This is a genomic window from Comamonas sp. BIGb0124 (assembly GCF_003752175.1).
In the GTDB taxonomy this organism is placed as follows: Bacteria; Pseudomonadota; Gammaproteobacteria; order Burkholderiales; family Burkholderiaceae_C; genus Comamonas_F.
The window spans coordinates 57,295-82,076 of record NZ_RJVF01000008.1; the positions used below are offsets into that span (position 1 = coordinate 57,295).

Here is a 24,782-nt window from a genome sequence, read left to right on the forward strand (position 1 = left end):
AGATCGTTTCAGGCCAGGAGACGCAGCGGTGACAACAGTAGATTGATGATGCTGGAGCCCAGCAGAATCAAGGGGCGCAACCAGAGCGACCCCATCACGCCGGCGACGACCAGGCCGAGGACGATGAAAAAACCGTAAGGTTCGATGCGGCTCACGGCCTGTGCCTGCTTCCAGGGTAGCAGAGCCACCAGCACCCTGCCGCCGTCGAGCGGAGGGATAGGAAAGAGGTTGAAGGCCCACATCACCAGATTGACCAGAATGCCGGCCCGTGCCATTTCAAGGAAAAAACGCTCGTCGATGCCCGAGAGCAGCATCGTGAAAAGCACGAGCGCCCAGAGTATGGCCTGAGCGAAGTTGGACATGGGCCCCGCCAGCGCGACCCAGATCATGTCGCGCCGTGGATTGCGCAGATGGCTGAAATTGACGGGCACCGGCTTGGCATAACCGAACAGGAATGCACCCGAGGTTGCGAAGTACAGCAGCACCGGCATCAGGATGGTGCCGATGGGGTCGATGTGCTTGAGGGGATTGAGCGTCAGCCGGCCCATCATGGCGGCCGTGTTGTCGCCGAAGTGGCGGGCTGCATAGCCATGCGCTGCCTCGTGGACCGTGATGGCGAACAGCACGGGCAGGGCATAGATCAGAACGGTTTGGAGGATGTCGGCATTCACAATGGACTATTGTCGCATCCGGAAACGATGTTGCCGCGTAAAGTCCGCTTTCAGTCGCCGCCCACGATTTCGTAAGGACCGCCGCGGGCCAGCGCGCGGGCATAGGCCGGCCGGGCATGGACGGTTTCGAGGAAGGTCCGCAGCGCCGGATAACGCACGTCCAGCCCCCCGCGTGCAGCGGCCGCCTCGAGCGGGAAACTCATCTGAATATCGGCGGCACTGAAGGTTTCCCCAGCGAACCAGGGGCTCCGGGCCAGGGTCGACTCCATGTATTCCATCTGTGCCGCCAACTGCGGCACGATGAATCGGCTCTTGACGCTGTGGCTGATGCGCTGTGCCACCGGCTTCACGAAAAACGGCATCGGCGTGCGTTCGATCTTGTCGAAAACAAGTTTCAGCAGCAACGGCGGCATGGCCGAGCCTTCCGCAAAATGCAACCAATAGCGGTACTTCAAATGGTCGTCGGTGCCGGCGGGGGGGATCAGTCGGCCGTGTCCGTGACGCTCGACGAGGTACTCGATGATGGCACCCGACTCGGCAACCACCCGGTCACCGTCGGTGATGACCGGCGACTTGCCCAGCGGATGCACGGCACGCAGGGACGCCGGCGCCAGCATGGTTTCCGGATTGCGTTTGTAGCGCTGGATCTCGTACGGCAGTTCCAGCTCTTCGAGCAACCACAGCACCCGCTGCGAACGCGAGTTGTTGAGGTGATGGACGGTGATCACGGCAAGCTTTCGAACGATGGCGTTCAGCGGTTCTTGAAGACCGGCTGGCGTTTCTCGACGAAGGCCTGCATGCCTTCCTTCTGGTCTTCGGTGCCGAAGAGGGCGTGGAACAGCCGGCGCTCGAACTGGATGCCGTCGCCCAGGCCACTCTCGAAGGCCCGGTTGACGGACTCCTTGGCCGCCATCACGGCCAACTGGCCGTAGCCCGCGATGAGCAGGGCGGCGCCCAGCGCCTCTTCGAGCAGCTTGTCGGTGGGAACGATGCGGCTGACCAGGCCGGCCCGTTCGGCTTCGCCGGCATCCATCATGCGGCCGGTGAGGGCCAGGTCCATGGCCTTGGCCTTGCCGACGGCGCGTGGCAGCCGTTGCGTGCCGCCCGCACCGGGAATCACGCCCAGCTTGATTTCGGGTTGGCCGAACCGGGCGTTCTCGGCCGCGATCAGCATGTCGCACATCATGGCGAGCTCGCAGCCGCCACCGAGCGCATAACCGGAAACGGCGGCAATCACGGGTTTGCGGACCTTGGCCACGGCTTCCCAGTTGCGCGAGATGTAGTTGCCGCCATAGGCGTCAGCAAAACCGTAGCCCGCCATGCGGCTGATATCGGCGCCGGCGGCAAAGGCCTTCTCGCTGCCGGTGATGACGATGGCGCCGATGGCCGGATCGGCATCGAACGCGAGCAGGGCTTGGCCCAGTTCGTCCATCAGCTCGTCGTTGAGGGCATTGAGTTGTTTGGGACGGTTGAGCGTGATGAGGCCGACTTTTTCGCCTTCGGTTCGGACCAGGATGTTCTGATAAGTCACGGCGGGTCTCCGGTGGAATGGCACTGCCGCCCGGTCTGTCCGGGCGTCGGAGCGGCACAAGAATCTGTGCCGTTCCGGTTGTCCACTATAGCGAAGATGCCTGCCGCCACGGCCGGTCCGGTGTGGGGCCCGGAGCCGTTCGGGAGCCGGTGCTGTCGCCCAGCGGACAACCCGGCCAGTAAAGCGCCGGGACTCTCGCGGCTCAGGCTCAGGCCGCGAGGCTGGCGTGCAGCGGCGTGACATCGTGCCAGGCGGTGCCCGACACGGGGTCGGCCACGACCACCCCGGGTGCGTGGGCGAGCCCGGCGACGGCCTGTTCGAGGTGCTGGCGGGCGATGTCGGGCCGGTTGTTCTGCTGGCTCAGGTGCGCTCCGACCACCAGCGCCAAGGCATCGTGCATGAGGGCGGCGACCATTTCGGCGGCCACCGCATTGGCGAGGTGGCCATGGCTGCCCGAGATGCGGCGCTGCAGGAAGTAGGGATAGGACGAGGCCGCCAGCAGCGCGGGATCATGGTTGCTCTCGATGATCAGCGCGTGGCACTGCTGCAGGTGCTGCATGACATGGGGCGTGGGCATGCCCAGGTCGGTTGCGATGCCCAGCTTGTGCACCCCGTCCGTACAACTGAGTTGCAGGGGTTCGCGCGCGTCGTGCGGCACTGTGAAAGGTGTGAAGCGGATGTCGCCGAGGGTCACCGGCTGGTTGTCGCGTGCCTCGCACCAGGCTTGGCCAAAATCCAGGCGAGGCAGCGCAGAGCGGGTGCCCGCGCTCATCCAGACCGGCTTGTCGTACCGGTGGACCAGTTTTTCCACGCAGCCGATGTGGTCGCTGTGCTCGTGGGTGATGAAGATGCCGTCGATATCGTCGATCGCCAAGCCGGCTGCGGCCAGCCGGGTCTGCAACTGCCGGATGCCCAGCCCGCAGTCGACCAGCAGCCGTGTCGGGCGCAGGCTGTGCGGCTGCTGGGCTTCGACCACGGTGGCATTGCCCGTGCTGCCGCTGGCGAGGTTACGGAAACGAAGCATGTCGAAACGGGGCTCCGAAAAGCGCGGACTTAAAAGACAACAAGCAGCCCGAGGCTGCCTGCATGGAGAAAACCTGGCGGGGCAGGGCGGCGTACCCGGTCGACCGGACCGGACGCGCCACACCTGGGCCGCAGGCGAGGACCTGGATTACTTCAGGTCGTCGGCCAGGATGGAAACGATGCGCTGGGCATTGTTCGAGCTTTCGGCTGCGCCGCTGCTGTTGAGCACGGTGACCACGCTGCTGCTGCCCTGGCTGCGCACCACGATGCGGTACTGCTGGGGAGCCGGACCCGTCGCGGTGGCGCCGAGCATGCGGCTGAAGAAGCCAGGCTGCTTCTGGGGGCCATCGGTCGGCGGCACGTAACGCACGTAGTACACGCCTTGGGCGCGGTCGCGGTCTTCGACCGTGAAGCCGGTGCGATCCAGGCTCAGGCCGACACGACGCCAGGCGCGGTCGAAGTCGTCGTTGAGCTCGACGGCCGGCTGGCCGTTGATCGTGCTCACCTTGGCGGGCGCGGTGACCGGAGCCGAAGCCGCTGCCACGGTCTGTGCACGCTGCTCGTCGACACCCAGGCGCACCATCAGGCGGCGCAGGAACTCGGTTTCGAGCTCGGGGTCGGCGTCGCGGGGAGCCCAGATGGTCGAACCGATCGCACTCAGGCTGGTCTTGGTGTCGGGGGCGACTTCCTGCATGCCGCGGTGGGTGATGTAGATCTCCGTGCCGTTGCTCGAGCGCTCGATGCGTGTGCGGAACTTGTCGCGTTCGCCGGTCGAGTACAGGCCGTCGAACACCTTGCCCAGCGTGTTGCGGATGAAATCCTGCGGAATCTTGGCGCGGTTCTCGGCCCAGTCGGTTTCCATGATGCCCAGGCGCTCGTCGTCCTGCACCAGCAGGAAGCCGTTTTCCTGCCAGAAGTCACGCAACTGGGGCCAGACTTTTTCGGCCGGCAGGCTGACCACCAGCCAGCGCTGCGAGCCCTGGCGTTCGATGCGCACGTCGCCCACGGCGTTGGCGGCAACCGGCGCCTGTTTGGCCGCTGCACCGGGCTGGGCCACACCCATGCTGCTGGCCGTCACGGCATCGCCGGGCAGCGCATAACGGGTCTGCGAGGTCAGCTGGTTCAGATCGGGCGGAACTTCGAGAGTAGGAGCACGCTGGGCACTGCGGTAGTTGACTTTTTCTGATTGGAGGCCTGTGCTGGTGCACGCAGCCAGGGAGCAGGCCACGGCCAGAAGCGACAGGCGGGCAAAAGGATGTGCGAGCATGTTTTCCTAGAACAAAAAAGATCAGTCGATCAGGCCGCCGGCTTGCAGGGCGGACTCGACGGTGGCGTGGAATTCCGGCGACAGCGGTGTCATCGGCAGGCGCAGCGTGGGACCGGCCAGGCCCATGCGGTGCATGGCCCACTTGACCGGGATCGGGTTGGGTTCGACGAACAGTGCACGGTGCAGCGGCAGCAACTGGCGCTGCAGAGCCATGGCCTGCGGCGCATTGCCGGCGATGGCCGCCACGCAGAGCTCATGCATCAGGCGCGGTGCCACGTTGGCCGTCACGCTCACGTTGCCATGGCCGCCGCAGAGCATCAGCGCCACGGCCGTGGGGTCGTCGCCCGAGTAGATGCCGAAGCCTTCGGGTGCTTCCTTGATCAGCCACTGGGCCCGTTCGATGTTGCCGGTGGCTTCCTTGACGCCGACGATGCCCGGCACCTGGGCCAGACGCAGCACGGTGTGGTGCTGCATGTCGGCGACGGTGCGGCCGGGCACGTTGTACAGCATGATGGGCAGGTCGCCCACGGCTTCGGCAATGGCCTTGAAATGCTGATACTGGCCTTCTTGCGTCGGCTTGTTGTAGTAGGGGACCACCTGCAACTGGCAGTCGGCACCCACGCCGCGCGCGTACTTGGCCAGTTCGATGGCTTCGGCGGTGGAGTTCGCGCCGCAGCCGGCCATGATGGGCACGCGTTTGGCAGCCTGCTCGACCGACACGCGGATGATCTCGCAGTGTTCTTCGACATTGACGGTGGGCGACTCGCCCGTGGTACCGACCACGCCGATGCAGTCGGTTCCTTCGGCAATGTGCCAGTCGATGAGCTTGCGCAAAGCCGGATAGTCAACGCTACCGTCTTCGTGCAAGGGAGTGGTCAGAGCAACGATGCTGCCTGTGATGAGTGTCATGTTCTCGGGTCGTCTGTTGAAACACCAGTCGAGCATTCTACCCAGTGCCGCCGCCCGGCTGGCGGGTATGCCGTACTGGGGGACGCTTGGGCGGCGTTCGGTGTTCCAGTAGCTCTAGAGTGAATATCGACGGGCAGGTTCCCCGCTTTGCGCAGCTTTGCTTTCGCGAACGGCGGCGATACGCTGGATGAAGCGTCCGGGCGGTGCCTCGAAACCGTCTTCGTAGGCCACGACCCGAAGGCCTGCACGAGCGGCGTGAAGCAGCAGTTCGCCGGGTTGCAGAAGGAAGTCGGGGCGGCTGGGTTTGCCGATGCCGGCGTGGTCGCGCGTGAAAGTTTCGTAAATCAGGACACCGTCTTCGGCAAGGCTGTCGGCCAGCGCCGGGAGCAAGGGGCGCCACAGGTAATGGGTGACGACGACCAGGTCGAAACGCCGGCCCCCGAAAGGCCAGGGGGCCTGCTCCAGGTCGCTGCACACCAGCCTGGACGACGGAAGGCCGGGCAGGGCCTGCTGCAGCGAGGCGATGGCCTGCGCGTCGCGGTCCACCGCATGCAGGCCGAAACCCGACTGCGCCAGCCATCGTGCGTGGCGGCCACTGCCGCAGGCGACATCCAGGGCGTCGCCGCCGGGCCGTGCCAGAGCCGCCCATCGCACCACCCAGGGCGAAGCCGGCATACCCGTCGATCCGACATGCATCAGCGCACGCTCCCGCCGAAACACGACCACATCTGCTGCCCCAGCGTGAGGACCAGATCCGGCCGGGTGTACAGCATGAAGACTGCGCCCAGCACCAGACCGGCCAACAGCCACAGCGTGGCCGGCAGCCACCGGCGGTGGCCAGGGGCGACCGCCTGAAGGCGGGGTGGGTCCGCCGCGGAGGGCGAGGTGTTCAATCGAGGCATGGCAAGGGTTCCCGGGGTTGATGCAGGCTCTGTCCGCGATCTCAGGCGGCCGCCGCGGTGGCTGTCGGGCGTGCGATGGGGGCCTCGCGCACGCCCAGGTTGACGCCGGCGGCCAGCACGCCCAGCGCAATGGACAGCAGCCACACGATGTCGTAGCTGCCGGTCTGGTCGTACAGCACACCGCCCAGCCATACGCCCAGGAAGCTGCCGACCTGGTGGCTGAAGAACACGAAGCCGCCCAGCATGGAGAGGTGGCGCACGCCGAATATCTGTGCAACCAGGGCATTGGTGGGCGGTACGGTCGACAACCAGAGGAAACCCATGACCGCCGAGAAGATGTAGACCGAGAGGTCGGTGAGCGGGACGGCCAGGAAGACGGCGATGGCGATCGACCGCGCGCCGTAGATGAACGCCAGGATGTTCTTCTTGGCCAGGCGCTGGCCCAGCGAGCCCGCGATGTAGCTGCCGAACACGTTGAACAGGCCGATCAGCGCCAATGCGTAGCTGGCGACCTGGGGCGAGAGGCCGTGGTCGCGCAGGTAGCTGGGCATGTGCACGCCGATGAACACCACCTGGAAACCGCAGACGAAGTAGCCGGCCATCAGCAACTGGAAGCTGCGGTAGCCGGCGGCTTCGCGCAAGGCCTCGACGATGCCTTGTTTGGGAATGGCCCCGGCGCTCGGGCTGCCGGCTCCACCGGCCGGCGACGATACCGGTTCACGCAGTCCGAGGGCCAGCGGCATGATCACGAGCACCACGACGGCCAGTGCCAGCAGGGCGCCTTGCCAGCCCAACTGGTCGATCAGCAGTCCCTCCACGGGAACCATGAGGAACTGTCCGAAAGAGCCCGCGGCCGCCGTGACGCCCATCGCCCAAGAGCGGCGTTCGGGCGGAATCTGCCGTCCGACGATGCCGTAGATGACGGCATAGGTGGTGCCGGCCTGGGCCATGCCGATGAGCACGCCGGCGGTCAGCGCGAACATCGTCGGGCTGGTGGACAGGGACATCCCGGCAAGGCCGATGGCATACAGCACCGCACCGGCCAGCAGCACCCGGAAGCCGCCGAAACGATCGGCCGCCATGCCGGCGAAGATGCCGAATACACCCCAGGAAAGGTTCTGGATGGCCAGCGCGAAGGCAAAGGTCTCGCGGGTCCAGCCCTGTTCCTGCGTGATGGGTTGCAGCCACAGGCCGAAGCCGTGCCGGATGCCCATGGACATCGTGACGATGGTGGCGCCGCACAGCAGGACCTGCAGCATGCCGAGGCGCCGGGTCGAGGAGGTCGAATCGTTGATCATGGAGAGGAAGGCGTGTTGTTATGTCGTTGTGGTGTCTGGGCGAGTCCGCGGATCTCAGTCGTGGCGGATGGCCACCGTCTTGAGTGTGGTGAAGCCGTAGAGGGCTTCGAAACCCTTCTCTCGCCCGTAACCGCTCGACTTCACCCCGCCGAAGGGGAGTTCGACGCCGCCGCCGGCGCCGTAGTTGTTGATGAAGACCTGGCCGCTGTGGATCGCCCGGGCCATGCGCAGTTGCCGGCCGCCGTCGCGGGTCCATACCCCGGCGACCAGCCCGAACCGGGTGGCATTGGCGAGCTCGACGGCCTGCTCGTCGTCCCGGAAGGGCATGGCGGCCAGCACCGGTCCGAAGACTTCCTCCTGTGCCAGGCGGTGGTCCGGCGGGACATCGCGCAGCAGCGTCGGCACTTGATAGAAGCCGGATTCGGGGGCGTCGTCGGCGATCTGGCCCTGCGCCACCATGGGGATGCCTGCGACCTGGGCGTCGGACAGGAAATCCCACACCCGCTGCTGCTGGCTGGCGCGGATCAGCGGACCGAGATCCAGGTCCAGCGCCGCCGGTCCGACGCGCAGGGATTCGAACACCTTGCCGAGCCGGGCCAGCACGTCCTCGTAGATGGGCTGGGCGATCAGCAGGCGCGAGCCGGCCGAACAGGTCTGGCCCGCGTTCTGCACGATGGCATTGACCACGGCCGGAATGGCGCGGTCCAGGTCGGCGTCCTCGAAGAGGATCTGGGGGCTCTTGCCGCCGAGTTCGAGCGTGACCGGGCAATGGCGCTCTGCCGCTGCCTGCTGGATCAGCGTGCCGACGGTGGGACTGCCGGTGAAGCTGATGTGGTCGATGCCCGGGTGGCGGGCCAGTGCATCGCCCACTTCATGGCCCAGGCCGGTGACGATGTTGATGGCCCCTGCCGGGAAACCGGCCTGCGCGGCGAGTTCGGCCACGCGCAGCAGCGACAGGCATGCATCCTCGCTGGGCTTGACCACGCAGGTGTTGCCGGCGGCCAGTGCAGCACCCACGCTGCGCCCGAAGATCTGCATGGGGTAGTTCCACGGGATGACATGCCCCGTGACGCCATGGGGCTCGTGCCACGTCAGCACGCTGTAGCCCTGCTGATACGGTAGGGTCTCGCCGTGCAGCTTGTCGGCCGCGCCGGCGTAGAACTCGAAGTAGCGGGCCAGAGCCTGCGCGTCGGCGCGAGCCTGCCGCGTCGGTTTGCCGCAGTCTCGCTGCTCGATGGCGGCGAGTTCATCCGCGTGCTCGGTCACGAGCTGAGACAGCCTGTACAGCAGGCGGCCGCGCTCGACGGCGCTGGTGCTGCGCCAGGTGGCATAGAGGCACTGCTGCGCCGCACCCACTGCGTCGTGCAGGTCGGCGGGCGAGCTGCGCTGGATTTCGTCATAGGGCTGACCGTCCGACGGGTCGATGACGGGCAGCGTGCGTCCCGAGAGGGAAGGCACCTGGGCATTGGCGATGAAGTTGAACTGCATGGCAAATCTCGAGTCAATCTGAGGCCCCCGCAGTGTGCACCCGTTAGGAATATTTTGCAGCTTCCGTTATGGTGGAAGCTGGCGGGCGCTGCTGGATGATTGAAAAATCGGCTGCGCGGGCTCTGTAAATCTTTATCTTAAGCTATGAAAAACATAGAATCGAAGTTCACTGCACGTGAACATTTTGGCTTCGGCCTGTCCGTTGCGCGACCCATGATCGCGGCTGGCGTGGCAGCCGGGGCACATGGCCCATGAGCCGGCGGCGCGCTGGTCGCGCCTGTCCGATGGTCTTTTTTTCGCCGTTCAAGTTCTCTCTCAAGGCCGTCCCGGCTTGTGTATTGGGTCTGTCCCTCATGGGCACGACAGGCCATGCGGCCGAAGCCGGCTCCGTGCCGGCCAGTCAGTGGCTTTCACGGCTGAGCCAGGACTCGACCAAGGTGTACGAGTCCGGGCATCCGTCTGCATTCGACCGGCTCTCGGCTCGCAATGCCTCCGAACGGCTGGCTTCGCCGCTGGCGGTGCAAAGGCGGACTGAAGCGCCACCCCTGCCTACTGCAGCCCAGGCAACCGCCCCTGCAAAGAAGAGCGGTGTGGCCTCGGCTCCCGGCAAAGGCAAGTCCGAATCCCGGTGGTCGGCCTCCGGTGAACCCGCCGCGGGTACCGTGGGCAAGACGGCGTCCCTGGTCAGCCAGGCCCAGAGCAAAGCGGCCCAGATGCAGCCGGGTCGGGCGGTGCAGAATGCCCGCACCACCCGACTGAGCCAGGCCGAGCAAGACAAGCTGCATCGCGCAGACTTGCGGGCGGCTCTGGCCGAAGGCCGCATCGGCACCCGTGAGCGCGGAACCGCCAGTTGGTATGCCAACAGCCTGCACGGTCTGCCGACATCCACCGGCGAGCCTTACGACCGGCATGCCCTGACTGCCGCCCATCCCACGCTGCCCATGGGCACCTGGGTGAAAGTGACGCGCTCGGACTCCCGGCGCAGCGTCGTCGTGCGCGTCAACGACCGCGGTCCTCACGTCAAGCGCCGTATTCTCGACCTGAGTTACCAGGCTGCCCGCACGCTGGGCATCGTCAACAGCGGCACGGCCCAGGTGGTGATGGAAGTGTTGCCCGATCAGGGCCAGCAACGGGTCGCGTCGGCCAATTGAGCGGCCCGTTCAACGGGGATCGAACGGCCAACTGCCAACTGCCAATTGCCAATTGCCAATTGCTCATTGTCAATGGCGGAATGAAGTGCGGATGGCGCCGCCGATCGGTCTGTCGGGCGAGCCACGGATGACGGGGCGCTCGAGGACCGGCGAGGTGTGGCCTCAAGCGCCCGACACGGGCTGTCGCCAGTCTTCCCGGCGAAGGCCGGGGACGGTGTCGAACGCGGCATCGGCGCTGACCAACGGCAGTTCGGCCGACAGCGCATGGGCGGCCAGCATCAGATCGTGTTCGCCCAGCGCCAGTTCGCCACGGCGCACCAGGCCGCGGCACTGCACGTAGCGGCTGGCCGCAGCCTGATCCCAGGGCAGGATCTCCACCCAGCGAAAGAACTCGTCCAGCACATCGGCGACCCGTGTGTACCGGTCGCCGTGTGCCTGGGCCAGCCGGTCGACGCTCTCGAGCAGCGCGGCCTGGGTCACCACCGAAATCCCCAACCGCGGAACGTCCAGCGCCAGCAGGTGGGCCCGCAGGTGCGGCGAGGCACCGGTGATCAGATCCCGCGCCGTGGCCGTGTGCAGCAGCCAGGCGGGCGTCATGGCGCGACGGGCGCCGTTGCGCCCAGGGCTGAAGAGGGCGGCTCCGTCGCGGTGGAGGAGCCGAACTCCGCCATCCATCCGGCCGGGTAGCCGGCGCCATCGGCCACGGCAAAGAACTCGCGCCAGTCGCACGGACGGCGCGACAGCACCACGTCACCCGTCACCGGATCGCGTCGGATGTAGACCTCGTCGGTGTCGAAACGAAATTCGGCCGGCAGGCGCACGGCCTGGCTGCGGCCGGTCATGAATGTCTTGGCAGTCTGCATCGCAATGTATTCTTGATAATCTTATATCAATGATATATATCCTGATATATACCAAACAAACGGGTCTTGTGCAAAGGTGTGAGGCGGTAGCCTGGGGTTAATCCCCGCAGGGGTTGGGAAATTCTCCGTCAGTCGTTACAAACGGGGGATACGGCCTCCCGCGGCCGTTCATTGCATTGTCGTTATCTGAACAAGGATACCCATGAAGACCCAAGCCGCAGTCGCCTGGAAAGCCGGCGCCCCCCTGACCATCGAAACAGTCGACCTCGACGGTCCCCGCGCGGGTGAGGTCCTGGTCGAGATCAAGGCCACCGGCATCTGCCATACCGACTACTACACCCTCTCGGGCGCGGATCCCGAGGGCCTGTTTCCCGCCATTCTGGGACACGAAGGCGCGGGCGTCGTGGTCGACGTGGGCCCGGGCGTGACGACGCTCGAGAAGGGCGACCATGTCATTCCGCTCTACACGCCGGAATGCCGCCAGTGCAAGTTCTGCCTGAGCCGCAAGACCAATCTCTGCCAACTGATTCGCGGCACGCAGGGCAAGGGCCTGATGCCCGATGCCACCAGCCGCTTCAGTCTCAACGGCGAGCCGATCCTGCACTACATGGGAACCTCGACTTTCGCCAACCACACCGTGGTGCCCGAGATCGCGCTGGCCAAGATCCGCAAGGACGCGCCGTTCGACAAGGTCTGCTACATCGGCTGCGGCGTGACCACCGGCCTGGGCGCCGTGCTGTTCACCGCCAAGGTCGAAGCCGGTGCCAATGTGGTGGTGTTCGGCCTGGGGGGCATCGGCCTCAACGTCATCCAGGGCGCCAAGATGGTGGGTGCCGACAAGATCATCGGCGTCGACATCAACCCCTCGCGCGAAAGCATGGCCCGCCAGTTCGGCATGACCCACTTCCTCAATCCCAAGGACATCGAGGCGGCAGGCGGCAACATCGTCGAGGCGATCCAGCAACTCACCGACGGCGGTGCCGACTACAGCTTCGAGTGCATCGGCAACACCAAGGTCATGCGCCAGGCGCTGGAATGCACCCACAAGGGCTGGGGCCAGAGCGTGATCATCGGCGTGGCCGAAGCGGGCGCAGAAATCAGCACCCGGCCATTCCAGCTTGTGACGGGCCGTGAGTGGAAGGGTTCCGCTTTCGGCGGCGCACGGGGCCGCACCGATGTGCCCAAGATCGTCGACTGGTACATGGAAGGCAAGATCGACATCGACAGCCTGATCACCCACACCATGCCGCTGGCCGATATCAACAAGGGTTTCGATCTGATGAAGCGCGGCGAATCGATTCGCGGCGTGGTCGTCTACTGATTCCGGAGACCCGAGCATGAGCCTGGAACTCATCGGCAGCCATGCCTGTTTTGGCGGCGAACAACGGTTTTACCGCCATGACTCCCGAGAGATCGGGTTGCCCATGCGGTTTGCCGTGTTCCTGCCGGCGCAGGCCCTCGGCGAGCCATCGCGACGTGTGCCGGCCTTGATGTTTCTGGCCGGCCTGACCTGCACCGAAGAAACCGCGACGATCAAGGCCGGTGCCCAGCGGCTGGCCGCCGAGCACGGTCTGGCGCTGATCATGCCCGATACCAGTCCGCGCGGAGCGGGCGTGGAAGGCGAATCGGACGCGTGGGATTTCGGCGTGGGCGCAGGTTTTTATCTGGATGCCACCCAGCAGCCCTGGTCCAAGCACTGGCGCATGGAGAGCTACATCGTCGAGGAACTGCGTGAATTGCTGGGCGCCGAGTTGCCCATCGATCTGGCGCGCCTGGGCCTGACCGGCCACTCCATGGGCGGACACGGTGCGCTGACGCTGGCCTTGCGGCATCCCGGCTTGTTCAAGACGGTATCCGCCTTTGCGCCGATCTGTGCGCCCACGGCCTGTCCGTGGGGCCACAAGGCGTTCACGGGGTATTTGGGCGAAGACCGCAGTGCCTGGGCGGCTCATGACGCCACGCAACTGATGGCCGCGCAGGCGCAGGCGCCTTATCCGCAGGGCATCCTGATCGACCAGGGCCTGGCCGACAACTTCCTGGCCGAGCAACTGCATCCGCATCTGTTCGAGCAAGCCTGTGCCGGCGTGGGTCAGCCGCTGACCCTGCGCCGCCATGCCGGCTACGACCACGGCTACTACTTCATCGGCACCTTCATGGCCGATCATCTGCTGCACCACGCGCGCGGATTGACCGCCGCGTGAAGCGGAAGCGGGTCTGGACGCCGGCGGCTGCTGGACCCGGCGTCGGCCCAGGCCCGGAGGCACCGGCCTGGGCGCAGGCGAAGCCGCGGGTGGCGTCGGCAGGCGCTAACATGCTGCCTGTAGATTCCGCCATTCATTGTCTCGAGAAGGTATTCCATGCGTTTTGCACTACGCGCCGCCGCCATGGCCAGCGCGCTGGCCATGGCCTGCGCTGCCCACGCCCAGATCAAGGTCGGTATCGACCTGTCGACCACCGGTCCGGCCGCCTCGATCGGCATCCCGAGCAAGAACACCGTGCTGATGTGGCCGGCGACGCTGGGTGGGCAAAAAGCCGAGTACGTGATTCTCGACGACGCATCCGATCCGTCCGGCGCAGTGCGCAACTTCAAGAAACTGACCAGCGAGGACAAGGTCGATGTGATCGTCGGCCCCAACCTCACGGCCTCGGCGCTGGCCGTGCTCGATGTGATCGCCGAGACGCAGACACCGATGGTGGCGCTGGCGGCATCGGCCGTGATCGTCGAGCCGCCCGAAGGCAAGCGCCAATGGGCTTTCAAGATGCCGCAGAACGACTCGCACATGGCCACCGTGCTGACCCAGCACATGAGCGACAACGGCATCAAGACGGTGGGTTTCATCGGCTTTGCCGACAGCTATGGCGACAGCTGGTGGAAGGAATTCTCCAACCTGGCCGAGGCGCGCAAGATCAAGGTCGTCGCCAACGAACGTTTTGCCCGTACCGACACCAGCGTGACCGGGCAGGTGCTCAAGCTCATGGCCTCCAGGCCGGATGCGATTCTGATCGCCGGGGCGGGCACGCCTGCGGTGCTGCCCCAGAAGGTGCTGGTGCAGCGCGGCTACAAGGGCAAGATCTACCAGACGCACGGCATTGCCACCGACGAATTCCTGCGCATCGGCGGCAAGGATGTGGAAGGCACGCTGTTCCCGACCGGTCCGTCCGTCGTGGCCAAGGAGTTGCCGGCAAACCATCCTTCGAAGAAGGTGGCGCTGGACTTCGTGACGGCCTACGAAAACAAATACAAGGTCGACTCGGTGACGCAGTTCGCCGGAGACGCCTGGGGCGCCTACCTGCTGCTCGACGACGCCACCGGCCGTGCGCTGAAGACCGGTGCAAAACCGGGTACGCCCGCTTTCCGCGTGGCCCTGCGCGAAGCCTTGGAGAACACCCGTGAACTGGTGATTCCCAACGGGGTGATGAACATGAATGCCAAGGACCATGTCGGCTTCGACCAGCGTTCGCGCGTGATGGGCACGATACGCAACGGCAAGTTCAGCTACGCGGGCGACCGGTAAACGACGTTCGATCACCGGTGCTGCAGGCCCTGGCCGGCCTGCGGCCGGGTCGCGAGAGAGGTGGCGACGGATGCGCAGCCGCCCCGACAAAAAAGCTGCGGCACCGGTCGACGGTGCCGCAGCTTTTTTCATGAGGTCGATTCGGAGCGGGGTCCGGTGTGCGTCAGGCTTGGCGTTCGTCTGCAGCGTCCGGATCTCTGCAGCCCGTTCGGCCGCCGAGGGACAGTGAACGACTCAGGGCGTCTCGTGGGCAGCCGGCGCTGCGGCTGCCGCGGCTGCCTTGGCTTCGGCCTGCAGATTCTGATTGGCCACCCATTTGATGGCGAAGGCGTGCAGGTCGTTGAGGCGCTTGAGAAGATCCTGGCCGCTGGGCGTGAGCCGGTAGCCGGTGTTGTCGTGGCTGATGAAGCCGGCGCCCCGCAGATCCTTGAGCCGCGTATTGAGCGTATTGGGCGTGATGGTGCCCACGCTGTCTTGCAGCAGACGGAAGGTCTGCGGATGACCGTCGCGCAAGGCCCAAAGTACACGCAGCGCGTAGCGGGATTCCAGCAAGGCGAGCAGCTTGGGAGTCGCGGGATTTTCTTTGTAGCTCATCGGTGCATCTCCTTAAGGGGACGTTGGGCTGACTCGAATCATCGTCAAAAGTTCGGTTTCAGGAGCATGGTTCTCAGATTCCACTGGCCTGAGAGCTATACAAAATATAGCGTAAAAATTTGTGTGAAACAAGTTCCAAAGCGGATCGCACGAGACCGCTGTGCTGCATCAGTCGAGTTCGGCGACCAGATCGATCTCGACGCAGGTGCCGAAGGGCAACTGGGCGACGCCGTAGGCACTGCGGGCATGGGCGCCGCGTTCACCGAAGATCTGGCCGAAAAGCTCGCTGGCACCGTTGGTGACGAGATGCTGTTCGGTGAACGAGTCGGTCGAGTTCACCAGGCTGCACAGCTTGACGATGCGTTTGATGCGGTTGAGGTCTCCGCAGGCCGCATGCAGGGTGCCGATCAGGTCGATGGCGATGGCTCGTGCGGCCTGCTGGCCCTCGGCGGTATCGATGGCAGCGCCGAGTTGACCGACCCAGGGCTTGCCGTCGGGTTTTTTGGCAATGTGGCCGGAGACGAAGATCTGCTGGCCGCTGATGACGTAAGGCACGTAGGCTGCGGCGGGTGTGGCGACCGGCGGCAGCACGATGCCGAGTTGTTCAAGCTTGTCGTAAACGCTCATGGAAATCCTGGCAAGTTGAGGCGCACGCTGCAGGGGCCTGCAGACCGAGCAGTCAGACCTGGGGCAGATCGTCGTCGGCGCCTGTTGCAACCATGATAGCGTGCTATGTCTCTGTTAGCAAAACCGCTGTTGTCGGCGTTCGGATCGAGCCTTTGCGGGCCGGCGGAGCAAGGGCTGACGAACCGCCGGTCAGCAAGGGCCTTCGGCCGAATCGAGCGGGGGGACGGCGGGCGGGTCGAGGCGCGTCCACAAGGCATCGTCAGGCGGGGCCACGGTGACCTGGACACGCAACTGGTGATTGGCGCCGCCGTGCAGCACGCCGCGCATGGGCGAGACGTCCGAAAAATCCCGGCCGACCGCCAGCAGCACGTAATCTTCGCCGGCGCGCCGGTTGTTGGTGGGGTCGAGATCGAGCCAGTGGCCCTCCGCCTCGTCGGACGTGCCCATCTGGGGTATGAATGCCTGCACCCAGGCGTGAGAGGCGTCGCTGCCGACCAGCCGGGCCTGGCCGGGCGGCGGTGCCGTGAGCAGGTAACCGCTCGCATACCGTGCGGGCAGGCCCAGGCCGCGCAAGCAACCGATCATGATGTGGGCGAAATCCTGGCAGACGCCTTTGCGCTGCTCCAGCGCCTCGAGCACGGGCGTGTTGACGTTGGTGCTGGCCGTCTCGTAGGTGAAATCGGCGTGGATGCGCGACATCAGGTCGAGCAGGGCGGCGCCGATTGCCATTCCCGGTGCAAAGCTGGGGCGTCCATAGGCCTGCAATTGCAGCAGGCGCGGGATGTAGGGGGATGGAAATACGAACTCGGCCGCCTCGTCGGTCAGCGCCATGCCGCGGTAGCGGTAGTGGTCGCGCACGGTTTCCCAGGGGCTGGTGGCTCCGGGCGGCAACTGGGCGGTGTGGGGGGAGGTCTGGACCAGGCTGTCGGCACTCACACGCAGCGTATCGTGGGCGGTGTGGAGGGCAAAGAAGGCCTGCGCGTTGCCATAGACGTCCTGTGTGCAGCTCTGCTGGTCCGGCGGCGGCGAGATGAGCAGGCGGTGGGACAGCAAGGTCTGCCCGGTCACCCCCGACAGCGGCTGCAGGTGCAACTGATGCTGGGCCGTGTCGACGCCAGGGCTGTAGTCGTAGAGGGTTTCGTGGAGGACTCGCAGCAGCATGGGGCAACAGATGACGGGAAGCGCGGAGGGATGATCCGCATTCTAGGCGCAGCGCAGGTCGCGCCGTGCCCGGTGGCTCAGGCGCCGACGCTACGGCGGTACTGGTCGGAATGCGTGAAGAAGCGTGCGCCGATGCCGTCCGAAAGCAAGGCGGTGGCTTGCATCGCGCCTTGCAGGTGGTGACGCAGGATGGCGAGCTGGCCTTCGTCGTCCCGCATGCAGAGCAGGTCGAGCGGCCAATCCTTGGGCGAGGGCAGCAGGCCGGCCAGCGAGACCGGGCTCTTGCGGAGGGGGCGTGCATCGGCCGGCGTGACCGCGAGTTTCTCCACACGCCCGCGCAGCGTATCCGTGACCCAGCCGAGCGACCGCGGGTTTTCGCTGTCGAGGACCAGCAGGTCGAGCAGGGGGGCGAGGTCCCGGCGATGCTGGTATCGGTCGTTGAACGTGATGATGCTGTCGAACAGCGTCAGCAGGGCGGAGAAACCCGCGTCGTCTTCCAGTACGCCGGTTTCCGCACCGAGGTCGAGCGCCATGGCGTGGAAATTCAGCCTTTCGAGCTGACGGCCGACCGACAGCAGGCGCCAGCCGTCGTCGCGGGTCATGCGGTCGATCTGCGCACCCGTCATGGCAACCAGCGCCTCGCCGGTCGCCGCCAGCAGCTCCAGGGCCTGGTCTGCAGCCAGTTCGCCTTCGTCGGCCAGGGTTTGAGCCTGCTGGCCAAAACGGGCTTCGGTGCGCACGATGAGGTTCCAGTACTCTTGCGCCAGGCGCTCGCGCACGGCAAAACCGGCGTTCTTGAGGGACTGCAGGTTGTAGCCGATGCTGGCCAGATCCTGCCGTTCGGCAAAGCTGGCGATGAGCGAGCGCTCGAAGACGCGTGGCGATTGCGCGACGTCCGGCACATCGGGCAGGACCAGCGAGCTGCGCACGCAGATGGCGGAAATCCAGCGGCAGAGGGCCGGCGAGAGGTTTTCATCGCTGTTCAGCAGATGGATGACCAACTGGGCCAGACGAACCGTGTTTTCCGCGCGCTCGGTGTAACGACCCAGCCAGAACAGGTTTTCTGCTGCACGGCTGGTGACCAGCCGGGTGTGCTTGTCGTGGCGGCGACCGACGGGTTCGTTGCGGATGAGTGTGGTCTGATCGACACGGCCGGCCGCGACCACCCACGCATCGGCGCTGCTGCCGCCGTATTGCATGGAGGCGATTTCGGTGCCGCGCGGCGCCAGCCTGACCATGCCGCCCGGCAGGACGCGCCAGGTGGGTTGGCCGCCGGCGTCCTCGCCGTCGCTCACGGCGAACACCCGCAGCATCATCGAACGGGGGACGAGCCGGCCGTTGTCCCAGGTGGGCATCTGCGACAGGGGCAAGTAGTCCTGGATGGTGTAGTCCTCGCCCTGGCGCAGGATGCGGCCGGCCCATTCGTCGAGCTGGGCACGGCTGAGGTCGCGGCCCAGCACGGTGGACGAGGCGCCGCCGGGTGCCGGGTAGGTCGGCTTGATCGCGCCGGTGGCCAGTTGCTGAAGCGCATCGTCCAGGACGGAGCGTTCTCCGCACCACCAGGTGTGCAGGGCCGGCATCGACAGGGTCTCGCCCAGCAGCGACTGCGACACGGCCGGCAGGAATCCCAGCAGGGCCGACGATTCGAGAAAGCCTGTGCCCGGCATGTTGGCCATGACGACCTGGCCGGCCCGGACAGCCTGAAGCAGTCCGGGAACGCCCAGCGTGGAGTCGGCGCGGAGCTCGAGCGGGTCGACGAAGTTGTCGTCCACCCGCTTGATGAGGCCGTGCACGGGTTTCAGTCCGTGCAGCGTCTTGAGGAACAGGCGGTCGCCGCGGACCGTCAGGTCGTTGCCCTCGACCAGGGTGAGACCCAGATAGCGCGCCAGATAGGCCTGCTCGAAATACGTTTCGTTGAATGGGCCGGGCGTGAGCAGCGCGATGTGGGCGTCGTCGCCGGCCGGGCTCAGCCGGCGGATGTTGTCGAGCAGGGCCCGATAGGTACCCGCCAGCCGCTGCACGCGCATGTCGCGGAAGGCACCGGGGAAAAGCCGGGTGGTGATGAGCCGGTTTTCCATGAGGTAGCCCAGGCCGGAGGGCGCCTGCGTGCGCTGCGAGATCACCCACCACTGCCCGTCCGGGCCGCGCGCGAGATCGAAAGCCAGCAGATGCAGCCAGTTGTTGCCGGGCGGGCGGACGCCATGCAGCGGACGCAGGTAATCGGGATGGCCCTGCACCAGGGCGGCGGGCAGCAGCCCCTGGCGCAGCAGGGTCTGGGGGCCGTACACATCGGCGACGATGGCATTGAGCAGGCGCGCCCGCTGGCCGATGCCGGCCTCGATCTGCTGCCAGCTGTCGGGCGTGATGAGGAGCGGGAACAGCTCGAGCTGCCACGGCCGGGCCCCGGCCTGGGCCTGCTCGGCGTAGACGTTGTAGGTGATGCCGTTGTCGCGGATCTGCCGCTGCAGCACCTGGGTCTTGTGGTCGAGCTCGTCGAAACCCTCGGCGCCGATGTGGTCGAAAAAGGACTGCCAGGAGCGTGTGAGGGTGTCGCCGGCCAACGGCTCCGCACCCTCGGTCTCTGGCGAGGCGGCAACGCTTTCCAGGACGTCGGTGGCCTGATGCGCGGCGCCATGGGAGACGCCGGCGGCGGTGCCGGCATGGCTGTAAGCCGCCTGACTCTGGTTTTGTCCCGGGTGGCCTTGCTGCAAGGCATCGACCGGCATGAGGATGGGTTTGAGCGGCGCGAGCGGCGATGCACTGCCGGGCAAGGGCGGCGCAGGCGCGGGCGGGCAGCTTGCCGCGCCGCGCAGTTCGTCGTAATGCCCAGGCGCAGCCGCGGGAGCGAGGCTGGCCGCCAACTCGTGAGCAGGCGCAGCCAGCAAGTCGGGGCCAGGTCCGTTCGGAACAACAGTTGGAGGCGTGGGATTCATCGACAGAAACGATCGGCGGGGCCGGATGCAAAACCTTGAATTATCACGTGTCTGCATCGCAAGCAGATGCCGTGCCACCCGCACGCTGCGGATCCAGGGCGCGGTTTTTGGTGATTTTGACTGGAGGGCATTGTTTTCTGTGATAAATTTTGCTATGGAAATGGCTAACGCAGCCGCTGCGCAGGAATCGCTGGATTGGTGCATCGAAAAATTCAAAAAACCGCAACAATGCAAGTGATGCCCTAGTGCGGTGCGTGGTGGTGCACGCTTTGGGCTTGAACCAATGTGGGGTGTTGGGAGAGAATGGCGGGTTTTCGTCTTTCCGTACACAAGAAAAGTTATGCCCAGTTTCCAGGTTCGACCCGCCACGTTGCGCGACGCGTCCGCCATTGCCCAAGTTCACACCACGGCGCTCAAGGCCGCTTACAAAGACATCCTCCCTGAAGAAAAAATCAGCCGCATGCCTGTCGAGAAACGACAAGCCATGTGGCGCGAAGCCATCGAGTACAGCGAACCCCAGGTGAAGGTGGTGCTCGACGAGAACAACAAGATCATCGGCTTCGTCGGTTTCGACCGTTCGCGCGACCCCAAGACCAAGCCGACCTTCGGCGAGATCTGGGCGCAGTACGTGCTGCCCACCCATTGGGGACAGGGTGCCGGTCTGCAGCTGTGGGACGAAGCCCGCGAAGGCCTGGACGACGAAGGCTGCACGGAAGCGTCCGTTTGGGTGCCTCTGCGCAACGAACGTGTGCTGCGTTTCTATGAACTGGCCGGCTTCAAGCGCGAACTCAACACGGCGCGTACCACGCCCGTGGGCGACATCAAGATCGAAGAAATCCGCCTCAAGCGCCCGATCTGATCCCGTTCATTGCCGATCCGCTCCCCATGGCGGCGCCGGGCGCGCCGGTCCGGGGTCGCGGTGTTATCCTGCCCAGCAACTCCTGCGGCTGTCAGTTTTGCTGACAGCCGCTTTTTTCCTTTCGGCTGCCGTTCCCTTCCCATGAATTCTCCCCAACCCGCCAAGAAGACACGGCCTGCGCCGCCTGCCATGGTGCCCGTCGCGGTGCTGCCCGAGACCGCGGGGACTCTGTCCCTGCTCGAGTGGCACGATGCCGAGGGCAACGCGCAGCGGGTGGCGTGGCGCTCCGAGAACGGTTCGGCGCCGCCGAGGCGTATTGTGCTGGCCGACGACCAACTGGCCGCCGATGTCGCCTATCGGCTGGCAGCCGAGGGCACGGGGTTGCTGTGGACGGGCGATTTCCAGAATGCGCGTCAGCTGCTGCAGGCCCTGGCCCGGCGGCTCGACCGTTCGGGGCCCGGCAAATCGCAGACCGATGCCGCTTTCCCCCAGCGTTTCCATCTGCACCGCCAGCGGCAGGCCCAGCGCGCCCGTATCCTGGGCATGCTCATCGTGCCGCTCGAGGCCGACTACCGCATCGCGCTGCGGCGCGCACCCGATGTCGTGGCGGCTTGCACGCAGGCCTATGGGCCGGCACTGCCGGGTCAGCCGAAAGCCTGGGTCAGCCTGCGCGAGGTGCAGGGCCTGATCGGGGCTTCGGAATGGCGCAAGAAGGGCGTGCCGGTACCCGCCCTGGGCCTGGATGCTTCGGGCCAACCGAGGCACATCCATCCCTACCATGGCGTGTTTTCGCCCTTGCGCGGCGAATACCTGGCCCTGGTGCGCGATGCGGCCTGGCCGGCAGCCGGAAACGGCCAGGCGCCGGCGCAGGCCTTCGACATCGGCGCGGGCACCGGCGTGTTGTCGGCCCTGCTGGCGTTGCGCGGCGTGCCACGGGTCGTCGCCACCGACGTGAACGACAAGGCGCTGGCCTGCGCGCGGTTCAATCTCGAGCGGCTGGGGCTGAACGGACCGGTCGAATTGCTCGAACAGGATATGTTCCCGGCCGGCCGTGCGGCGCTCGTGGTGTGCAATCCGCCGTGGCTGCCGGGCAAGCCGTCCTCGCTGATCGAGCAGGGCATCTACGATCCGCAGAGCGGCATGCTCAGGGGTTTCCTGGCGGGATTGCGGGACCACCTGGCCGAGGGCGGCGAAGGCTGGCTGATTCTGTCCGACTTCGCCGAGCACCTGGGCCTGCGCAGCCGCGACGAGCTGCTGGCCTGGATTGCCGAGAGCGGTCTGCGGGTGGCGGGGCGCGACGATGTCCGCCCGGTTCATGCCAAATCGCAGGATGCGACGGATCCGCTGTTCGCGGCCCGTCAGCAGGAAGTCACCTCGCTGTGGCGCCTGGTACCGGCCTGAGAGCCGAAGGGGCCGCATTGAGACCGGGCGCCGCAGTCGGGGCCGTGCGGCCGGACGACGGCGGCAGGGCTCGGGGAGCGGCAGGCACGGGTGCCGTGGCAGGCGGTGCGGCCAATTGGGTGTTCAACAGTTCGACGTCGGCCGCCGTCAGGTTGCCAGCGGCCTGCCGCAGTTGCAAGCCGCCCAGCAGGACGTTGTAGCGCGCCTGGGCCAGGTCGCGCTTGGTGGCGTAGAGCTGGCTTTGCGCATTGAGTACGTCGATGTTGATGCGCACGCCCACTTCGTAGCCCAGCTGATTGGCTTCGAGTGCACTCTGGCTCGAGGCTTCGGCGGCTTCGAGCGCACGCACGGAACTCCGGTTCGAGAGCAGGTTGAGGAAAGCGGTGCGCACGTTCTGGTCCACCTGGCGTCGTGCGCCTTCGAGGTCGATGCGTGCCTTGTCCTCGAGCGACAGGGTTTCGCGGATGCGGTTCTGGATCGAGCCGCCGGCGTACAGGGGCAGGTTGAGCGTCACGCCCACCGATGCGTCGTTGCGGCGATCGGGCGAGTTCAGCGTGCCGCCGTTGCGGGCATGGGTGAGCTGGTAGCCCACCGTGGCGTCGATCGTCGGCAGTCCGGCCGCCTCGGCTTTGCGGGTTTCGAGTTCGGCGGTGTCGCGCGCCATCAGGGCCCGCCGCACGGTCGGGTGCTGGCTCTGGGCTTCGGTCACCAGAGGCGTCGGATCGTCGAGGGTCAGGGCCGGCAGGGCCAGCGGCTGCGCGGGCTCGATCGGTTGAGCCGAAGGCACGCCCGAGAGCTGCGCCAGCAGCAGTTGCCGTACGCGCAGTTCGTTTTCGGCGGCGATCTCCTGGGCGAGGACCAGATCGTACTGGGCCTGGGCTTCACGGCTGTCGGTGACGGTGGTCGTGCCGACTTCGAAGTTGCGCTGCGCCGATGCCAGTTGTTCGGCGACGGCGGTTTTCTGCGCACGCACGAAGGCCAGGCTGTCGCGGCTGGCCAGCACATTGAAGTAGGCCTGGCTGAGACGGATGATGAGATCCTGGTCGGCGATCTCGAGCTGCGCCTGCGCCGATTCGGCCTTGCGCAGTCCCTGCTCGTAGGTGGCGGTGTTGGCGGGCCGGTAGAGCGGCTGAGTGGCGTTGACCGCCACGTTCTCGTTGCCGCCGTTGACCGAGGCCCGGGGGCCGTAGAGTTCGTTTCGTGAACGCAGGGCCCCTGCGCTCAAGGCCACGTTGGGCAGCAATCCGGCGCGCGCCTGCTCGGCGCTGGCCAGGTCGGCCTGGTACTGGGCCAGGGCGGCCTGGTAGCTGCTGTCGTAGGCGCGGGCCTGCGTGTAGAGCGACAGCAGGCTTTGCGCGCCGGCACCGCCGGAGGCGGCGAGCAGAAGCCAGGCGGCGCACAGGGAAGTCTTGCGCAGGGAGCGCCGGAATGTGGACATGAGGGGCGATGAGGGTTGCAGTGTCAGGTCAGGCCGGTTGCGGTGTCGCCCCGTGGCCCGTTCAATAGCGAGGGGTGGAGGCGTCGATCTCGCAGGACCAGGCATCGATGCCGCCCGCGATATTGGCGACCTTGCCGAAGCCCTGCTGGGCCAGGAAAAGGGCCACGCGCTGGCTGCGTCCGCCGTGGTGGCACAGGCAGGCCACCGGTGTGTCGGGGTCGAGTTCGCCCACGCGGCCGGCCAACTGGCTCATGGGAATATGGCGCAGCGTGCCTCCGGCTTCCTCGATGTGCTGGGGCTGGATGGAGGCGACCAGCAGTTCGTCGCTTTCGCGGATGTCGAGGACCTGGGCCGGAGAGCCGGACTGGCTGCCGGCAGTCTGCAGCCAGTCCTTGAGGAGGGAAACGGGGACTTGTTCGATCATGGGCGGTCTGCTCAGAACTGAAAGCGAGAAGGTTCGACAAAACCCACGAGGCGGGGGGCGATGGTGTCCCACGGTTGGCGGGTGGAGGCCTGCGGGGTGTCGACGCTGCGCGTCACGATGGTCGCACGCATCATGATGCTGTCGCCCACGATGGCGGCCAGGCGGCCGCCCGGTGCCAGTTTCTCGATCAGGTCGAGCGGCAGCTTGGCCACCGAGCCCGAGAGCACGATGACGTCGAACTGGCCTTCGATCGCCGCGGCCTTGGAGCCGTCCGCACAGCGGACTTCGGCATTGACCACGCCGTTGGCCTGCAGGTTGCGCTGAGCCAGTTCGGCCAGGGGCTGGTGGAGTTCGAGGCTGAGCACGCTTTGGCCCAGGCCTGCCAGCAGTGCGGCCATGAAGCCGGTACCGGCACCGATCTCGAGAATGCGGTCGGTGGGCTTGACGTCCAGATCCTGCAGCAGACGGGCTTCCACGCGCGGTGCCAGCATCACTTCTCCGTAGCCGATCGGCAGTTCCATGTCGACGAAGGCCAGGCTGCGGTGCTCGGCCGGCACGTAGTTCTCGCGGCGGATGGACAGCAGCAGCGCCAGCACGCGCTCGTCGTGCACGTCCCACGGGCGTATCTGCTGTTCAACCATGTAGTAGCGGGCCTGTTCGAGAGGGGGCAGTTCTTGTAGCGTGGTCATGGGGTGAGTGTCTCCGCAAGGATTAAAGCGTCGGCTGC

26 protein-coding genes are annotated in these 24,782 nt (G+C 66.1%); 7 read left to right on the top strand and 19 right to left on the bottom strand.

Annotated elements, in window-relative coordinates:
* Positions 1 to 8: 8 nt before the first annotated feature.
* The 10 genes from EC845_RS01520 to EC845_RS01565 all read right to left on the bottom strand — a co-directional run bounded on the left by EC845_RS01520 (position 9) and on the right by EC845_RS01565 (position 9,089).
* Positions 9 to 671 carry a site-2 protease family protein gene (locus EC845_RS01520; RefSeq protein WP_370451221.1) on the bottom strand — a complete coding sequence of 221 codons (663 nt, stop codon included), beginning with the start codon at positions 669 to 671 and terminating at the stop codon, positions 9 to 11.
* A gap of 50 nt (positions 672 to 721) precedes the next feature.
* On the bottom strand, positions 722 to 1,399 hold the full coding sequence (locus EC845_RS01525) for a glutathione S-transferase (RefSeq protein WP_123295463.1): 678 nt from the start codon (positions 1,397 to 1,399) through the stop codon (positions 722 to 724).
* Between the two features lie 23 nt (positions 1,400 to 1,422).
* Positions 1,423 to 2,202, bottom strand: a complete 780-nt coding sequence (locus EC845_RS01530) for an enoyl-CoA hydratase (protein WP_123295464.1) — start codon at positions 2,200 to 2,202, stop codon at positions 1,423 to 1,425.
* Positions 2,203 to 2,410: 208 nt separating this feature from the next.
* Complete coding sequence (locus EC845_RS01535) at positions 2,411 to 3,226, bottom strand: MBL fold metallo-hydrolase (RefSeq protein ID WP_123295465.1); 816 nt, start codon at positions 3,224 to 3,226, stop codon at positions 2,411 to 2,413.
* 147 nt (positions 3,227 to 3,373) lie between these two features.
* A complete protein-coding gene (bamC, locus tag EC845_RS01540) occupies positions 3,374 to 4,492 on the bottom strand; it encodes an outer membrane protein assembly factor BamC (RefSeq protein ID WP_123295466.1) in 1,119 nt (372 codons plus the stop codon).
* A gap of 21 nt (positions 4,493 to 4,513) precedes the next feature.
* Positions 4,514 to 5,401 carry a 4-hydroxy-tetrahydrodipicolinate synthase gene (gene dapA, locus EC845_RS01545; RefSeq protein ID WP_123296298.1) on the bottom strand — a complete coding sequence of 296 codons (888 nt, stop codon included), beginning with the start codon at positions 5,399 to 5,401 and terminating at the stop codon, positions 4,514 to 4,516.
* Between the two features lie 114 nt (positions 5,402 to 5,515).
* Positions 5,516 to 6,076 carry a bifunctional 2-polyprenyl-6-hydroxyphenol methylase/3-demethylubiquinol 3-O-methyltransferase UbiG gene (locus EC845_RS01550; RefSeq protein WP_233597897.1) on the bottom strand — a complete coding sequence of 187 codons (561 nt, stop codon included), beginning with the start codon at positions 6,074 to 6,076 and terminating at the stop codon, positions 5,516 to 5,518.
* Positions 6,077 to 6,096: 20 nt separating this feature from the next.
* Positions 6,097 to 6,303 carry a hypothetical protein gene (locus tag EC845_RS01555; RefSeq protein ID WP_148077212.1) on the bottom strand — a complete coding sequence of 69 codons (207 nt, stop codon included), beginning with the start codon at positions 6,301 to 6,303 and terminating at the stop codon, positions 6,097 to 6,099.
* A 41-nt stretch (positions 6,304 to 6,344) separates the two neighbouring features.
* Entirely contained in the window at positions 6,345 to 7,601 is a 1,257-nt protein-coding gene (locus EC845_RS01560; protein ID WP_199739697.1) for an MFS transporter, read from the bottom strand.
* 54 nt (positions 7,602 to 7,655) lie between these two features.
* Positions 7,656 to 9,089 carry an aldehyde dehydrogenase family protein gene (locus EC845_RS01565; RefSeq protein WP_123295469.1) on the bottom strand — a complete coding sequence of 478 codons (1,434 nt, stop codon included), beginning with the start codon at positions 9,087 to 9,089 and terminating at the stop codon, positions 7,656 to 7,658.
* 284 nt (positions 9,090 to 9,373) lie between these two features.
* On the opposite strand from EC845_RS01565, the gene EC845_RS22440 reads away from it, so the two are divergent.
* Positions 9,374 to 10,240, top strand: a complete 867-nt coding sequence (locus EC845_RS22440) for a septal ring lytic transglycosylase RlpA family protein (protein ID WP_199739698.1) — start codon at positions 9,374 to 9,376, stop codon at positions 10,238 to 10,240.
* A 162-nt stretch (positions 10,241 to 10,402) separates the two neighbouring features.
* Here the strand turns inward: EC845_RS22440 and EC845_RS01575 are convergent, their stop codons facing one another.
* Together EC845_RS01575 and EC845_RS01580 are read right to left on the bottom strand one after the other, a co-directional pair.
* The gene (locus tag EC845_RS01575) at positions 10,403 to 10,837 is read right to left on the bottom strand and encodes a PIN domain-containing protein (RefSeq protein ID WP_123295470.1); all 435 of its coding nucleotides are present in this window, start codon (positions 10,835 to 10,837) and stop codon (positions 10,403 to 10,405) included.
* Complete coding sequence (locus EC845_RS01580) at positions 10,834 to 11,103, bottom strand: antitoxin (protein ID WP_123295471.1); 270 nt, start codon at positions 11,101 to 11,103, stop codon at positions 10,834 to 10,836. The genes EC845_RS01575 and EC845_RS01580 overlap by 4 nt, the downstream gene beginning before the upstream one ends.
* 202 nt (positions 11,104 to 11,305) lie before the next feature.
* Here EC845_RS01580 and EC845_RS01585 point away from each other — a divergent pair, with 202 nt between their 5' ends.
* The 3 genes from EC845_RS01585 to EC845_RS01595 all read left to right on the top strand — a co-directional run bounded on the left by EC845_RS01585 (position 11,306) and on the right by EC845_RS01595 (position 14,618).
* On the top strand, positions 11,306 to 12,424 hold the full coding sequence (locus tag EC845_RS01585) for an S-(hydroxymethyl)glutathione dehydrogenase/class III alcohol dehydrogenase (protein ID WP_123295472.1): 1,119 nt from the start codon (positions 11,306 to 11,308) through the stop codon (positions 12,422 to 12,424).
* 16 nt (positions 12,425 to 12,440) lie between these two features.
* Positions 12,441 to 13,304 carry an S-formylglutathione hydrolase gene (gene fghA, locus EC845_RS01590; RefSeq protein ID WP_123295473.1) on the top strand — a complete coding sequence of 288 codons (864 nt, stop codon included), beginning with the start codon at positions 12,441 to 12,443 and terminating at the stop codon, positions 13,302 to 13,304.
* 156 nt (positions 13,305 to 13,460) lie between these two features.
* The gene (locus tag EC845_RS01595; RefSeq protein ID WP_123295474.1) at positions 13,461 to 14,618 is read left to right on the top strand and encodes an ABC transporter substrate-binding protein; all 1,158 of its coding nucleotides are present in this window, start codon (positions 13,461 to 13,463) and stop codon (positions 14,616 to 14,618) included.
* Positions 14,619 to 14,852: 234 nt separating this feature from the next.
* On the opposite strand, the gene EC845_RS01600 is transcribed toward EC845_RS01595, so the two are convergent.
* The 4 genes from EC845_RS01600 to EC845_RS01615 all read right to left on the bottom strand — a co-directional run bounded on the left by EC845_RS01600 (position 14,853) and on the right by EC845_RS01615 (position 19,933).
* Entirely contained in the window at positions 14,853 to 15,212 is a 360-nt protein-coding gene (locus tag EC845_RS01600) for a helix-turn-helix domain-containing protein (protein WP_123295475.1), read from the bottom strand.
* A 168-nt stretch (positions 15,213 to 15,380) separates the two neighbouring features.
* The gene (locus EC845_RS01605) at positions 15,381 to 15,839 is read right to left on the bottom strand and encodes a RidA family protein (protein WP_123295476.1); all 459 of its coding nucleotides are present in this window, start codon (positions 15,837 to 15,839) and stop codon (positions 15,381 to 15,383) included.
* Positions 15,840 to 16,028: 189 nt separating this feature from the next.
* A complete protein-coding gene (locus tag EC845_RS01610; RefSeq protein ID WP_123295477.1) occupies positions 16,029 to 17,000 on the bottom strand; it encodes a transglutaminase family protein in 972 nt (323 codons plus the stop codon).
* Between the two features lie 77 nt (positions 17,001 to 17,077).
* Entirely contained in the window at positions 17,078 to 19,933 is a 2,856-nt protein-coding gene (locus EC845_RS01615) for a circularly permuted type 2 ATP-grasp protein (RefSeq protein ID WP_123295478.1), read from the bottom strand.
* Here EC845_RS01615 and EC845_RS22010 point away from each other — a divergent pair.
* The 3 genes from EC845_RS22010 (at position 19,923) to EC845_RS01625 (ending at position 22,193) form a co-directional block, all read left to right on the top strand.
* On the top strand, positions 19,923 to 20,171 hold the full coding sequence (locus EC845_RS22010) for a hypothetical protein (protein WP_148077213.1): 249 nt from the start codon (positions 19,923 to 19,925) through the stop codon (positions 20,169 to 20,171). The genes EC845_RS01615 and EC845_RS22010 overlap by 11 nt on opposite strands.
* Before the next feature lie 102 nt (positions 20,172 to 20,273).
* Positions 20,274 to 20,792: a GNAT family N-acetyltransferase gene (locus EC845_RS01620; protein ID WP_123295479.1), complete on the top strand. Its 519-nt coding sequence runs from the start codon at positions 20,274 to 20,276 to the stop codon at positions 20,790 to 20,792.
* A 189-nt stretch (positions 20,793 to 20,981) separates the two neighbouring features.
* Positions 20,982 to 22,193: a methyltransferase gene (locus EC845_RS01625; RefSeq protein WP_123295480.1), complete on the top strand. Its 1,212-nt coding sequence runs from the start codon at positions 20,982 to 20,984 to the stop codon at positions 22,191 to 22,193.
* On the opposite strand, the gene EC845_RS01630 is transcribed toward EC845_RS01625, so the two are convergent.
* The 3 genes from EC845_RS01630 to EC845_RS01640 all read right to left on the bottom strand — a co-directional run bounded on the left by EC845_RS01630 (position 22,162) and on the right by EC845_RS01640 (position 24,744).
* Complete coding sequence (locus tag EC845_RS01630; RefSeq protein ID WP_123295481.1) at positions 22,162 to 23,631, bottom strand: TolC family outer membrane protein; 1,470 nt, start codon at positions 23,629 to 23,631, stop codon at positions 22,162 to 22,164. The genes EC845_RS01625 and EC845_RS01630 overlap by 32 nt on opposite strands.
* Positions 23,632 to 23,692: 61 nt before the next feature.
* Positions 23,693 to 24,055, bottom strand: coding sequence for a rhodanese-like domain-containing protein (locus EC845_RS01635; RefSeq protein ID WP_123295482.1), 363 nt, complete (start codon positions 24,053 to 24,055; stop codon positions 23,693 to 23,695).
* 11 nt (positions 24,056 to 24,066) lie between these two features.
* Positions 24,067 to 24,744 (bottom strand): protein-L-isoaspartate O-methyltransferase, encoded by a 678-nt coding sequence (locus EC845_RS01640; protein ID WP_123295483.1) that lies wholly within the window; start codon positions 24,742 to 24,744, stop codon positions 24,067 to 24,069.
* Positions 24,745 to 24,782 lie beyond the last annotated feature (38 nt).

Excerpts from the sequence above, each read along its gene's own strand:
- EC845_RS01535 (WP_123295465.1), bottom strand. The coding sequence starts at position 3,226 with ATGCTTCGTTTCCGTAACCTCGCCAGCGGCAGCACGGGCAATGCCACC.
- bamC (WP_123295466.1), bottom strand. The coding sequence starts at position 4,492 with ATGCTCGCACATCCTTTTGCCCGCCTGTCGCTTCTGGCCGTGGCCTGC.
- dapA (WP_123296298.1), bottom strand. The coding sequence starts at position 5,401 with ATGACACTCATCACAGGCAGCATCGTTGCTCTGACCACTCCCTTGCAC.
- EC845_RS01550 (WP_233597897.1), bottom strand. The coding sequence starts at position 6,076 with ATGCCGGCTTCGCCCTGGGTGGTGCGATGGGCGGCTCTGGCACGGCCC.
- EC845_RS01555 (WP_148077212.1), bottom strand. The coding sequence starts at position 6,303 with ATGCCTCGATTGAACACCTCGCCCTCCGCGGCGGACCCACCCCGCCTT.
- EC845_RS01560 (WP_199739697.1), bottom strand. The coding sequence starts at position 7,601 with ATGATCAACGATTCGACCTCCTCGACCCGGCGCCTCGGCATGCTGCAG.
- EC845_RS01565 (WP_123295469.1), bottom strand. The coding sequence starts at position 9,089 with ATGCAGTTCAACTTCATCGCCAATGCCCAGGTGCCTTCCCTCTCGGGA.
- EC845_RS22440 (WP_199739698.1), top strand. The coding sequence starts at position 9,374 with ATGGTCTTTTTTTCGCCGTTCAAGTTCTCTCTCAAGGCCGTCCCGGCT.
- EC845_RS01575 (WP_123295470.1), bottom strand. The coding sequence starts at position 10,837 with ATGACGCCCGCCTGGCTGCTGCACACGGCCACGGCGCGGGATCTGATC.
- EC845_RS01580 (WP_123295471.1), bottom strand. The coding sequence starts at position 11,103 with ATGCAGACTGCCAAGACATTCATGACCGGCCGCAGCCAGGCCGTGCGC.
- EC845_RS01585 (WP_123295472.1), top strand. The coding sequence starts at position 11,306 with ATGAAGACCCAAGCCGCAGTCGCCTGGAAAGCCGGCGCCCCCCTGACC.
- fghA (WP_123295473.1), top strand. The coding sequence starts at position 12,441 with ATGAGCCTGGAACTCATCGGCAGCCATGCCTGTTTTGGCGGCGAACAA.
- EC845_RS01595 (WP_123295474.1), top strand. The coding sequence starts at position 13,461 with ATGCGTTTTGCACTACGCGCCGCCGCCATGGCCAGCGCGCTGGCCATG.
- EC845_RS01600 (WP_123295475.1), bottom strand. The coding sequence starts at position 15,212 with ATGAGCTACAAAGAAAATCCCGCGACTCCCAAGCTGCTCGCCTTGCTG.
- EC845_RS01605 (WP_123295476.1), bottom strand. The coding sequence starts at position 15,839 with ATGAGCGTTTACGACAAGCTTGAACAACTCGGCATCGTGCTGCCGCCG.
- EC845_RS01610 (WP_123295477.1), bottom strand. The coding sequence starts at position 17,000 with ATGCTGCTGCGAGTCCTCCACGAAACCCTCTACGACTACAGCCCTGGC.
- EC845_RS01615 (WP_123295478.1), bottom strand. The coding sequence starts at position 19,933 with ATGAATCCCACGCCTCCAACTGTTGTTCCGAACGGACCTGGCCCCGAC.
- EC845_RS01620 (WP_123295479.1), top strand. The coding sequence starts at position 20,274 with ATGCCCAGTTTCCAGGTTCGACCCGCCACGTTGCGCGACGCGTCCGCC.
- EC845_RS01625 (WP_123295480.1), top strand. The coding sequence starts at position 20,982 with ATGGTGCCCGTCGCGGTGCTGCCCGAGACCGCGGGGACTCTGTCCCTG.
- EC845_RS01630 (WP_123295481.1), bottom strand. The coding sequence starts at position 23,631 with ATGTCCACATTCCGGCGCTCCCTGCGCAAGACTTCCCTGTGCGCCGCC.
- EC845_RS01635 (WP_123295482.1), bottom strand. The coding sequence starts at position 24,055 with ATGATCGAACAAGTCCCCGTTTCCCTCCTCAAGGACTGGCTGCAGACT.
- EC845_RS01640 (WP_123295483.1), bottom strand. The coding sequence starts at position 24,744 with ATGACCACGCTACAAGAACTGCCCCCTCTCGAACAGGCCCGCTACTAC.